This is a genomic window from Streptomyces sp. JHA26 (assembly GCF_002005565.1).
Classification (GTDB): domain Bacteria; phylum Actinomycetota; class Actinomycetes; order Streptomycetales; family Streptomycetaceae; genus Streptomyces.
The window spans coordinates 1-11,530 of the sequence record NZ_BDJC01000028.1; the positions used below are offsets into that span (position 1 = coordinate 1).

At 73.2% G+C, this 11,530-nt stretch carries 8 protein-coding genes and 1 pseudogene; 5 read left to right on the plus strand and 4 right to left on the minus strand.

Annotation, left to right across the window (positions count from 1 at the left end; genetic code table 11):
- Window positions 1–146: 146 nt before the first annotated feature.
- Window positions 147–542 carry an ATP-binding protein gene (locus JHAT_RS18425; protein WP_077799298.1) on the plus strand — a complete coding sequence of 132 codons (396 nt, stop codon included), beginning with the start codon at window positions 147–149 and terminating at the stop codon, window positions 540–542.
- A 7-nt stretch (window positions 543–549) separates the two neighbouring features.
- Here the strand turns inward: JHAT_RS18425 and JHAT_RS34680 are convergent, their stop codons facing one another.
- From JHAT_RS34680 to JHAT_RS18450, 4 genes are all read right to left on the minus strand, one after another.
- Window positions 550–1,524, minus strand: a complete 975-nt coding sequence (locus JHAT_RS34680; RefSeq protein ID WP_171990961.1) for a sensor histidine kinase — start codon at window positions 1,522–1,524, stop codon at window positions 550–552.
- Window positions 1,521–2,414, minus strand: coding sequence for an MEDS domain-containing protein (locus tag JHAT_RS18440; protein ID WP_077799299.1), 894 nt, complete (start codon window positions 2,412–2,414; stop codon window positions 1,521–1,523). The genes JHAT_RS34680 and JHAT_RS18440 overlap by 4 nt, the downstream gene beginning before the upstream one ends.
- A gap of 160 nt (window positions 2,415–2,574) precedes the next feature.
- Window positions 2,575–2,934 carry an STAS domain-containing protein gene (locus JHAT_RS18445; protein ID WP_077799300.1) on the minus strand — a complete coding sequence of 120 codons (360 nt, stop codon included), beginning with the start codon at window positions 2,932–2,934 and terminating at the stop codon, window positions 2,575–2,577.
- The gene (locus JHAT_RS18450) at window positions 2,931–4,256 is read right to left on the minus strand and encodes a PP2C family protein-serine/threonine phosphatase (RefSeq protein WP_253195540.1); all 1,326 of its coding nucleotides are present in this window, start codon (window positions 4,254–4,256) and stop codon (window positions 2,931–2,933) included. Before JHAT_RS18450 ends, JHAT_RS18445 begins: the two co-directional genes overlap by 4 nt.
- A gap of 213 nt (window positions 4,257–4,469) precedes the next feature.
- On the opposite strand from JHAT_RS18450, the pseudogene JHAT_RS18455 reads away from it, so the two are divergent.
- The 4 genes and pseudogenes from JHAT_RS18455 (at window position 4,470) to ggt (ending at window position 11,529) form a co-directional block, all read left to right on the plus strand.
- Window positions 4,470–8,577 (plus strand): annotated as a pseudogene (locus tag JHAT_RS18455) (SpoIIE family protein phosphatase).
- A complete protein-coding gene (locus tag JHAT_RS18460) occupies window positions 8,577–8,873 on the plus strand; it encodes an STAS domain-containing protein (protein ID WP_077799301.1) in 297 nt (98 codons plus the stop codon). The pseudogene JHAT_RS18455 and the gene JHAT_RS18460 overlap by 1 nt, the downstream one beginning before the upstream one ends.
- 104 nt (window positions 8,874–8,977) lie before the next feature.
- On the plus strand, window positions 8,978–9,466 hold the full coding sequence (locus JHAT_RS18465; protein ID WP_077799302.1) for a hemerythrin domain-containing protein: 489 nt from the start codon (window positions 8,978–8,980) through the stop codon (window positions 9,464–9,466).
- Between the two features lie 260 nt (window positions 9,467–9,726).
- Complete coding sequence (gene ggt, locus JHAT_RS18470) at window positions 9,727–11,529, plus strand: gamma-glutamyltransferase (RefSeq protein ID WP_077799303.1); 1,803 nt, start codon at window positions 9,727–9,729, stop codon at window positions 11,527–11,529.
- Window position 11,530: the final 1 nt, after the last annotated feature.

The following is an 11,530-nucleotide window of genomic DNA, read 5'->3' on the forward strand; positions in this document are numbered from 1 at the left end:
GATGAGCGGTCCTGTCGGTTCTGCGTCACAGGGACGGGTCGGCGTTCCGTGCTCCACGGGGGAGTCACGCGACGGACGTGCGGGATGGTGAGTTCGAACTGAACGGTCCACGGTTCCGGCAGACACCTGCCGGCGACGGTTCGCGGATGTCCTCCGTGACCTTCGAGCGGCACACCTTCCGCGTCGCCGACGCACGGAACTTCACGCTCCGGTTCCTTGGCGAGACGCGGACCGCCGGTGGACCGGCGCTGTCCGCACGCGGGGTGGAGGCGGCGCAGCTCGTGGTGAGCGAGCTGGTCACCAACGCGGTCAAGTACGGTTCCGGGCCCATAGGGTTGTCGTTGGCCCTGGCCGAGGACGTGTTGTCCGTCACCGTCCGGGACGGTGAGACGACGCTGCCGAGGGCCCGGCCCGCCGACCCGCGACGCGTCGGCCAGCACGGTCTGGAGATCGTCGCGGCGTTGAGCCGGGACGTCGAGGTGGTGCAGGAGGAGAGCGGCAAGCGCGTGACCGCGCGCATCGCACTGGACGAGCGTCGGTGACCGCCGTTCAGGCGAGGCTGATGTGGAGGCGCACCGTCGTGCTGTCCTGGTCCGTGTGGACCTCGAGCAGGTCGCACAACTGACGCACCACCCACATGCCGTGTCCGCGTCGCTGCCGCGGGTCGGGCGGGAGATACCCCAGGTACCAGTCCGGCCTGCCGGTTCCGGTGCTGGTGACGTCGCACACGATGCGCCGGCCCGCGCGACGGACCGTCAGGTGCCCCGTGCCCCCGCCGTGCTGGACGGCGTTGGTGGCGACCTCGTTGACCGCGAACACGAGACGCCGGGTGCCGTCGGGGGACAGGCCCATCCCGGCCGCGGCCTCGGCGACCGTGGAACGCACTGCCGAAAGGTCGGCTCCGAAGCGCATGGCGGCTTCCTCTCCTTCCCCGGACACGGGTGCCGGGGGCCAGTGCCAGCCGTCGTCGGTGGTGGGGTCCGCGTAGCGGCCGCTGGGACGGGAGGACGCCGCCACGGCCAGGTGCGGGTGTGTGCGCCGGGCGCCGGCCACGACGTCCTCCGGCAGGACCCGGGTGTCGTACGGGCAGATGATCCAGGCCGGGCAGGGGGCGAAGGCGACGTTGATCGCGGCTTCGTAGCGGCCCCACTCAACCGTCTCCAGCGAGTCCCTGCCGTGCCAGACCGGCTCGCCGATGACCCGGACCCGCTGGTGCCGCCCCGTGCGGGTGTGCCGGTCGACGTACCGGTGGTAGGCGCCGAGCGTGCGTCCGGGCGTCCGGTACCACGCGTCGGCGTCGACGAACTCGACCCGTTCGGACGCCTTCCCGAGCGCCCGGCGCAGCAGGTCGATGTTGGCGGGGGTGGTCACCGCCAGTACGGCGTCCCGCCGCTCGAGTCCCTCGAGGCAGAAGGGCACCGTGGTGGCCAGGAACTCCTGGTCGCTGCCGTACACCAGCGCCTGGTGGGTCAGGCCGCCGTCCCGGTGCGGCCGGGCCGGCGGTGCGGTCGGGCCGGCGGTCACGCGAGGGTCTCCCGTGCGGTGACGACCAGGGCGGGGGTCTCGTCGAAACCGACCATGCCGATCACCTGGCAGAGCAGGGGCGCCAGTTCCACGACGCGCAGGCGTCGGCCGTCCTCCAGCCGGGCGGCGGCGTGGGCCAGTGCCCGTACGCCGCCCAGGTCGATGAACTCCAGCTCCCGCATGTCCACCTGGACGTCGCCCGGCCAGGACATCGCCGTCTCCAGGGCGTCCGCCAGGGCCCGCGTGGTGCGGTGGTCCACACTGCCCACCACGCGCAGGCTGCGGCGCCCGTGCCGGAAGGAGGGCACGAGCCGCAGCGTGCCGTCGTGGTGGAGCGGCTCGGCCTCGACCTCTCCCGGATGGCAGCCGTGCAGGCGGTCCAGCTGCTCGGGAGTGAAGCGGCGGGCGTCGTACTGGCAGACGGCCGAGGCCGGACGGCCGGCGAACACCTCGTTGACCTTGGTCTCGTAGTCGGCGAGCCGCTCGGCCCCGGGCACCGGGCGGAGCGCCCAGCTCATCTCGCCGCTGACGCGGAACCCGGCGTAACCGGCCCGCAGGGACTCCTCGACCTCCCGCTGCAGGGCGGCCACCATGTCGTCGGGGTCGAACGAGCCCGCCGCCAGATAGCTGTCCTCCGCCGTCGTCACCACGAGCCGGCCCTCCTCCAGGGCCGGGCGGGGGTCCGTGCCCGATGCGGTCAGCCAGGAGAGGACCTCCCGGGGAGCACACTGGTCGGCGAAGTACACGACCCGTTCACCGCGGTCCAGACCGGCCGTCAGGTAGGACGTCACCACGCGGCGTTGCTCGGCGTCGTCGGCGAACGCCAGGCACAAGTGATCGCCGTGGTCCATGTCCTGGACCTGTCGGTCCGCACGCTCGTACGTGATCACCCCGGCCTCCCACTCTCCCCTGCCGAACCGGCCTGCCCCACCCGGACCGTGTGCCCCCGCCCGGCCGGGCGACCGTGCACCGGACACTGTATCCACGGCTGGGACCGCGGCGACACGGCGGTCGCCGGCCGACCGGAAACCGGGCGTGGTTTCTAGCCGTTCAGGGGCGCAGGGCGGAGACGGCCTCCTCGGCGGTGGCGTGGAAGGTGAAGACCTGGTCGAGTCCGACCACCTGGAAGACGCGCATCTGGTCGGGCCGGACGCCGACCAGGCTGAGCGGTGAGCCGGTCGTCTGCGACCGCTGGTAGGCGGTGATGAGCACCGTGATGCCGGTCGAGTCGCAGTACGTCAGCCCGGACAGGTCGATGATCACGCCGACGTCGTCGAAGGGGGCCTCCTTGACGGCCTGCGTGAGGATGGGGGAGCTGTGGTGGTCCAGTTCTCCGGTCACCTGGAGGACGTACGGACCGGCCGGGGTGGGTCGCGGGGTGACGGTCAGCAGGCGTTCGGGCTCGGTCACCGTTTCTCCTGGGAGGGTTCGGGCGGTGCGGGTACGGACAGGGCGAGCAGGGCGGTGTCGTCGCTGACGCCGTCGCCCAGGCGGTGCAGGAGTGCTTCGACGGACGCCAGTAACCCGTCGGCGGAGCGGTCCTCGGCGCGGGCGTACGTCGAGAGCAGGTACCGGGTGAGTCCGCTCTCGTCGAGCATGCTGCCGTCCGCGGTGCGCGCCTCGGTGAGACCGTCCGTGTAGAGCAGCAGGCTCTCGCCCGGCGACAACCGCGTGGTGGTCTGCACGAACTGGGGGTCGGGCAGCATGCCGACCAGCTGGCCGCCGACGGTGGAGATCGGCTCCACCGCCCCGTCGGCGCGCACCGCGAGGGCCGAGGGGTGCCCGCCACCCGCGAGGGCGACGGAGAACGAGCCGTCGGCCAGGGGCTGGAGCACGCCGAAGACCGCCGTGCAGTAGCGGGGGTCGCTGCCCTGGTACTCGCCCTTGAGGACACTGTCGAGGTTGGACAGTGCGGCGCACGGGTCCGGGTCGTAGATGGCGGCGGCGCGCAGGGTGTAGCGGGTCAGCGAGGTCAGAGCGGCCGCCTCGGCGCCCTTGCCGCACACGTCCCCGAGGAAGAACGCCCAGCGGCCGTCGTCGAGCGGGAACAGGTCGTAGAAGTCGCCGCCGACCTCGTGCGAGGAGGCCGTGTGGTAGGCGGCCGCCGCCTCGAGACCGGGGACCGTCGGCAGGGCCGGGGGCAGGAGGGTGCGCTGCAAGGTCCGGGCGAGGCGTTCGGCCTCGGTGCGCCGCTCACGTTCGGCGGCGACCGTGCGGATGGCCGAGAGACGCAGCTCCAGCTCGTCCATCACCAGCGCGGCCAGGTCCTGCAGGGCGTCGAGCTGGGCGTCGGTCGGGGTGCGCGGTCGGGTGTCGAGGACGTCCACCGTGCCCAGACGCTGCCCGTCGGCCGTGGTGATCGGCGCGGCGGCGTAGAAACGGACGCCGATGTCGCCCCGGACGAGGGGGTGGGCGTGCGTGCGGGCGTCCGTCGTGGCGTCGGTGACCACATAGGGCTCGCCGTGCAGGATGGCGGAGGAGCAGAGGCCGGGGTCGCGGCGCAGCTGCGTGACCCCGGTCAGTCCGTGGGCGGCCTTGAGCCACACCCGGTCGGTGTCCACGATCGACACGGTGGCCATGGGCGCGTCGAAGATCCGGGCGGCCAGCCCCGCGATCCTGTCGAACGCGCCGTCCGGCGGCGTGTCGAGGACCCGGTAGCGCCGGACCGCGTCGAGACGTCTCGCCTCGTCGGACGCCCGGGGCAGGGGAACCCGCAGCGGACTCGTCGTCACCCTTACCGCTCCCTGCTGTGCGTCCGTCGTGTGCACCGCCTGCCGGTGAGTCCCAGGGGCGGTCTGGCTTATCCTACGAAGCTGCCAGCGTTTCTGGGCAAGTCCAGCGGCGGCGACCTCGGTGAACGGTGCGACAGGGGGAAGAGTGGGAGGCGTCCGGTGACGCGTGCGCGAGAGGGCAGGAACGGGCCGGCGGTGACGGCCGGTTCGGACGTGTTCGCCGCCGATGCGGAGGTCGGCGGGGACCTCGCCCGGGTGGGCTGGGCGTCGACCCCCCTGGGCCCGCCGCGGCAGTGGCCCCAGAGCCTGCGGACGGCGGTCAGCATCCTGTTGTCGTCGCGGTTCCCCATGTGGATGGCGTGGGGCCCGGAGCTGACGTTCTTCTGCAACGCGGCCTACCGGCGGGACACGCTGGGCCGCAAGTACCCCTGGGCGCTGGGCCGGCCGGCGCGCGAGGTGTGGGCGGAGATCTGGGACGACATCGGCCCCCGGATCGACACCGTGATGACCACGGGACAGGCGACCTGGGACCAGGGCCTGTTGCTGTTCCTGGAACGGTCCGGCTACACCGAGGAGAGCTACCACACCTTCTCCTACAGTCCGCTGCGCGACGACGACGGCGCCGTGGTCGGCATGCTGTGCGTGGTCAGCGAGGAGACCGAACGCGTCCTCGGCGAGCGGCGGATGGCCACCCTGCGCGACCTGGGGTCGGACCTCAGCGTGGTCCGCACCGAGCAGGAGATGCTGACCTCGTGGACCAGCAGCTCGGCCGCAACACGCGCGACCTGCCGTTCACGCTGACGTACCTGTTCGAGCCCGACGGCTCCGCGGTGCTCGCCGGCGCGACCGGGATGCCCGCCGGGCACCCGGCCGCCCCCGCCGTCCTGCCCGCGTCCGGCGGCGTCTGGCCGCTGGAGGAGGCGGCTCGCGGCGAGTCCGCGCCCGTGCCGCTCGACGGCGCCCCGTTCACCGGCCTGCCGACCGGAGGCTGGCCGGAGCCGCCCGAGCAGGCCCTGGTGGTGCCGCTGCTCCGGTCGGGCAGCACGCCGTACGGATTCCTGGTGGCCGGACTGAACCGGTACCGCGCCCTGGACGAGGGCTACCGCGGCTTCCTCGAGCTGGTCGCGGGCCACCTCTCGTCCGGTGTCGCCAGTGCGCGCGACTACCAGAAGCAGCAGCGGCGGGCGGAGGAACTGGCCGAGCTGGACCGGGCCAAGACCACCTTCTTCTCCAACATCAGCCACGAGTTCCGCACCCCGCTCACCCTGATCACGGGGCCGCTGGAGGAGCTGCGCGCCCGCCTGGCGGACGCCGACGCGCCGGTGCGCGAGGAACTGGACGCCATCCACCGCAACGCACTGCGGCTGGGCAAGCTCGTCAACTCGCTGCTGGACTTCTCCCGCATCGAGGCCGGCCGGATGCGGGCGCACTACGAACCGGTCGACCTGGCCGCCGTCACGGCCGAACTGGCCAGCGTGTTCCGCTCCGCCGTCGACAAGGCCGGCCTGGACTTCGACATCGTGTGCCCGCCGCTGGCCGGCGAGGTGTACGTCGACCGCGGCATGTGGGAGAAGGTGATCCTCAACCTGCTGAGCAACGCGCTGAAGTTCACCTTCGACGGCGCGATCCGCGTCACGGTCCGCGGCGAGGACACCCACGCCGTCGTGGAGGTCGCCGACACGGGCGTCGGCGTGCCCGCGGCCGAGATGCCCCGGCTGTTCGAGCGGTTCCACCGGATCGAGACCGCCCGCTCCCGCTCCACCGAGGGCAGCGGCATCGGGCTCGCCCTGGTCAGGGAACTCGTCGCCCTGCACGGCGGCACGATCACCGCCGACAGCACCGAGGGCGAGGGCACCCGCTTCACGATCCGCGTGCCGTTCGGCTCGGCCCACCTCCCGCCCCAGGCCCTCGTGCCGGCCGACGACAGCCGCGCGGGGACCGCCGCCGACCCCTACCTCGTGGAGGCCCTGCGCTGGCTGCCGGACGAAGCGGACGACGCCGGGGAACGGACGGCCGCGGCGGTGGACGGGACCGGAGCACCGGCCCGGGCGTCCGCCCCGGCCGCGCAGGCGCGGATCCTGATCGCCGACGACAACGCCGACATGCGCGGGTACCTCGCCCGGCTCCTGCGCGGCGTCGGGTACCGGGTCGACGCCGTCGACGACGGCCCGGCGGCCTCCGGGCCGTGCGGGCGGACGCCCCGGACCTGGTGATCAGCGACGTCATGATGCCGGGCCTCGACGGCCTCGCCCTGGTCTCGGCGCTGCGCACCGACCCCCGGACCGCCTCCGTGCCGGTGCTGCTGCTGTCGGCCAGGGCCGGGCAGGAGGCGTCCGTCGAAGGGCTCCGGGCGGGCGCCGACGACTACCTCGTCAAGCCGTTCGCCGCGGCCGAACTCCTCGCCCGGGTACGGGCCACCATCGAGCTGGCGCGGCTGCGCAACCACCAGGCCCGCTGGCGCGACGCCCTGATCGACTCCCTCCAGGAGGCCTTCTTCGTCTGCGACGAGGACGGCGCCGTCATCGAGATCAACGCGGCCTTCACCGACATCCTCGGGTACGAGCCCGAGGGCCTGCCCTACCGTCCGGTCCACCCCTGGTGGCCGGACGCCGACACCGACCCCGAGGCGCACCGGCAGGTCCACGACGCCTTCGAGCAACTGCTGGGCGATCCCAAGGGCTCCTACACCATCCCCGTCAGCCATCGCGACGGGCACCGGCTGTGGGTGACGGCCACCTTCAACCAGGCCCGGGACCCCGACACCGGACGCCAGGTCACCGTCGGCACCTTCCGCGACGTCACCGCCGAGCACCACGCGATCCAGCGCAAGAGCGCCCAGGCCGCCCTGGGCATGCGGCTCACCCAGGCCACCAGCCTGCCGGAGGCGCTGGCGGGGGCGCTGGACGAACTGAAGCAGCTGTGGCGGGCCGAGCGCGTCCTGGCGACCGTCGTCGCACCCGGCCGGGAACCGGCGGTGACCGCGACCGACGCGCCCCTGCGCTGGGACGACCTGACCGCCGAACGCCGGGACGAGCTCACCGCCTGGCTCGAGCAGCCCCCGCTCACTCCGGTCGACGACGACACGGGGGCCGGCATCACCGTCAACCACCCCGAGGGCACGATGGTGCTCCGGATCGACCTCGGGGACCACCGGCCCTTCACCGACGAGGACCGGCTGCTGCTGTCCCTGCTGGCCGGTCAGCTCGCCCAGGGACTGGCCCGCGCCCACCAGATCGACCAGCAGCGCGAGACGGCCATCGCCCTCCAGCGGTCCATCCTCGGCCCGTCCGACCTGCCCGACGGCTTCGCCGTCCGCTACGAGCCCGCCACCCAGCCCCTGGAGGTCGGCGGCGACTGGTACGACACCGTACGGCTCCAGGACGGACGCATAGGCATCGTCGTCGGAGACTGCGTGGGACGCGGTCTCGAGGCCGCCACCGTCATGGGCCAACTGCGCAGCGCCTGCCGCGCCCTGCTCCTCCAGGACGCGAACCCCGCGCGGACCCTGATGGCGCTCGACCGCTTCGCCGCCGGCATCCCCGGCGCGGCGTGCACCACCGTCTTCTGCGGGGTCCTCGACCCCGACACCGGCCACCTCACCTACTCCAGCGCCGGGCACCCGCCCGGCATCCTCACCCACCCCGACGGCACCACCCGACTCCTCGACGAGGGACGCTCCGTCCCCCTGGCCGTGCGCCCCGGCACGCACCGCCCCGAGGGCTCCTGCACCGTGCCCGCGCGCGCCACGCTCCTGCTGTACACCGACGGCCTCGTGGAACGCCGGCGCCGCCCGCTGACCGCCGGCATCGACCAGGCCAGCGAGGCCGTCCAGGACGGCCGCAACGCCGCCGTCGACGACCTCGCCACCCAGGTCATGACACGCCTGGCGCCCACCAACGGCTACGACGACGACGTGGCCCTCCTGCTGTACCGGCACCCGGCGCCGCTGGACGTGGCCTTCCCGGCGGAGTCGTCCCAACTGGCACCGGTCCGCAAGGCCCTGCGCAGCTGGCTCGACCAGTGCGAACTGCCACCCCACACCGTCCAGAACGTCCTGGTGGCCGCGGGAGAGGCCTGCGCCAACGCCATCGAGCACGGGCACCGCGACGCCCCCGGGGACACGGTCCGGCTACGGGCCGAGGCCCTCGTCGACGACCTCCACCTGACCGTCGCCGACACCGGCCGGTGGAAGACCCCCCAGCCTGACCTCAACACCCACCGTGGGCGAGGCGTGGCCCTGATGCGCGCGCTGATGCACCAGGTCACCATCACCTCCGGCGCGGCCGGGACCACCGTCGACATGCACACGAGGATCGCCTGATGACCACCCCGCTCACCCTCACCCCCGGCCGGCGTCCCGACGGCGCGGCGCTGCTGACGGTCGTCGGCGAGATCGACATGAGCAACACCGACGCCCTGGCCGCGGCCATCGAGACGACCGACGGTCCCCTCGTCATCGACCTCACGGCCGTCGAGTACCTGGACAGCGCGGGCCTGAGCGTGCTGTTCACGCACACCGACCGCATCGAACTCATCGCCACGCCGCTGCTGGCCCCGGTGCTGAACATCTCGGGGCTCGCCGGCCTGACCACCGTGCACGGCCTCGACACGCCCTGAGAACGCGGGCGGCGCCGGACGGAGGCGATCGTCCAGGTCTCACCCGGGGGAACGGGGGTAATCGCGAGACCGGAACGCCCACCGCCCACAGACGAGGAGTCACCGTGTCGTCCCATGACGTCGTCGAGCTCATCCTGCGCGACCACCGCCGCATGGAGGACCTCTTCCGCACCATGCGCAACGTGGAAGCCGACCGTGCCGCCGCTCTCGCGGAGTTCGCGAACCTGCTGATCGCCCACGCCTCGGCCGAGGAGGACGAGGTCTATCCGGCCCTGCGGCGCTACAAGAACGTCGACGACGACGACGTCGACCACAGCGTGCACGAGCACCAGGAGGGCAACGAGGCGCTGCTCGCGCTGCTGGAGGTGGAGGACACCGCTTCGCAGGAGTGGGAGGACAAGCTCGAGGAGCTGGTCACGGCGGTCAACCACCACGCGGACGAGGAGGAGCGGACCCTGCTCAACGACGCCCGCGAGAACGTCGCCGACGAGCGCCGGGCCGAGTTGGGGCAGGCGTTCCGCGAAGCCCGTGCGAAGTACCTGGACTCCGACTGCGGCAGCGTGGAGAACGTGCGCAAGCTGGTGGCCGGGTAGCGGCCGGCCCCTCGGCGCGGTCACCGGGCGTGCCGAGGCGCCGGGCCCGGTACCGCCCCGATCCCGCAGGGACGCGTACGGGCGAGCCGGCCCAGCGTGGCGCCGGTGCCCGCCGCGGTCCCACCCCGCACGATGGTGCCCACGTCGTCGGTCACGGGCGCGCGTGCCGGCGGGCGTCGGCGTACCGGTGCTCCACGGACTCCTGACGCGGCCATGACGATGACTTAAGCTGCCCGAACGGCCCTTCCCTGGAGGTGCGGATGCGTCGCCCTGTCGCACGGAATCTGACGGTCCTGGCGGTCTCGGCCGCCGTGGTGTCGGTGGGAGCGGCGGCGCCACCCGCCGCGCAGCACAGACCGGCCTCCCCGAAGACCCCGGTCGCCGCCGGCTACGGCGGGGCCGTCGCCAGCGTCGACCGGGACGCCTCCGCCGCCGGCATCGAGGTACTGCGCAAGGGCGGCAACGCCGTCGACGCGGCCGTCGCCACCGCCGCCGCGCTCGGTGTCACCGAGCCCTACTCCGCCGGCATCGGCGGGGGCGGTTACTTCGTCTACTACGACGCCAAGTCCCGTACGGTGCACACCATCGACGGCCGCGAGACCGCGCCGCTGACCGCCGACGAGACCCTGTTCACCGAGAACGGCAAGCCGCTCGCCTTCGCCGACGCCGTCACCAGCGGCCTCGCCGTCGGCACCCCCGGCACGCCCGCGACCTGGCAGACGGCCCTCGACAAGTGGGGCAGCAGGAAGCTCGCCACCGTGCTGGAGCCCGCCGAACGCCTGGCCCGGGGCGGCTTCACCGTCGACGCCACCTTCCGCTCCCAGACCGCCGCCAACGAACAGCGGTTCCGCTACTTCCCGGACACCGCCGAGCTGTTCCTGCCGGGCGGCGAACTCCCGGTCGTCGGCTCCACCTTCAAGAACCCCGACCTGGCCCGCACCTACAAGGAGCTGGGCCGCAAGGGCGTCGACACGCTCTACCACGGCGAGTTGGGCGAGGACGTCGTCGCCACCGTCGACAAGCCGCCCGTCGACCCGGACTCCGGCTGGAACGCCCGCCCCGGCGACCTGTCCGCCAAGGACCTCGCGGCGTACGAGGCCGAGCTCCGGGCGCCCACCAGGACCACCTACCGGGGCCTGGACGTCTACTCGATCGCCCCCTCCTCCTCCGGCGGCACCACGGTCGGCGAGGCCCTGAACATCCTGGAGCGCACCGACCTGTCGAAGGCGAGCGAGGCCCGCTACCTGCACCGCTTCATCGAGGCCAGCCGCATCGCCTTCGCCGACCGCGGACGCTGGGTGGGCGACCCCGCCTTCGAGGACGTACCGGCGAAGGAACTGCTCTCGCAGCGGTACGCCGACTCGCGCGCGTGCCTGATCCGGGACGACGCGGTGCTCACCAGCCCGCTCGCGCCCGGCGACCCGAGGCACCCGGCCCCCTGCGCGGACGGCGGCACGGCGGCGCCGACGACGTACGAGGGCGAGAACACCACGCACCTGACGGTCGCCGACAAGTGGGGCAACGTCGTCGCCTACACGCTCACCATCGAGCAGACCGGCGGCAGCGGCATCACCGTGCCCGGCCGGGGCTTCCTGCTCAACAACGAGCTGACCGACTTCTCCTTCGCCCCCGCCGACCCGGCGGTCCACGACCCGAACCTGCCCGGCCCCGGCAAGCGGCCGCGCTCGTCCATCGCGCCGACGATCGTGCTGGACCGGCACCACGAGCCGGTCGTGGCGGTCGGGTCGCCCGGCGGCGCGACCATCATCACCACCGTGCTCCAGACCCTGACCGGCTTCCTCGACCGCGGCCTGCCGCTGGTCGACGCGATCGCCGCACCGCGCGCCAGCCAGCGCAACGCCGACCGGACCGAGCTCGAACCCGGCCTGTACGACAGCGGGGTGCGGGCGGAACTGGAGGCGCTCGGGCACGCGTTCAAGCCCAACCCGGAGATCGGCGCGGCGACCGGTGTGCAGCGGCTGCCGGACGGCAGGTGGCTGGCCGCCGCCGAGAAGGTACGGCGCGGCGGCGGCTCGGCCATGGTGGTCAGGCCCGCGCGGTAGC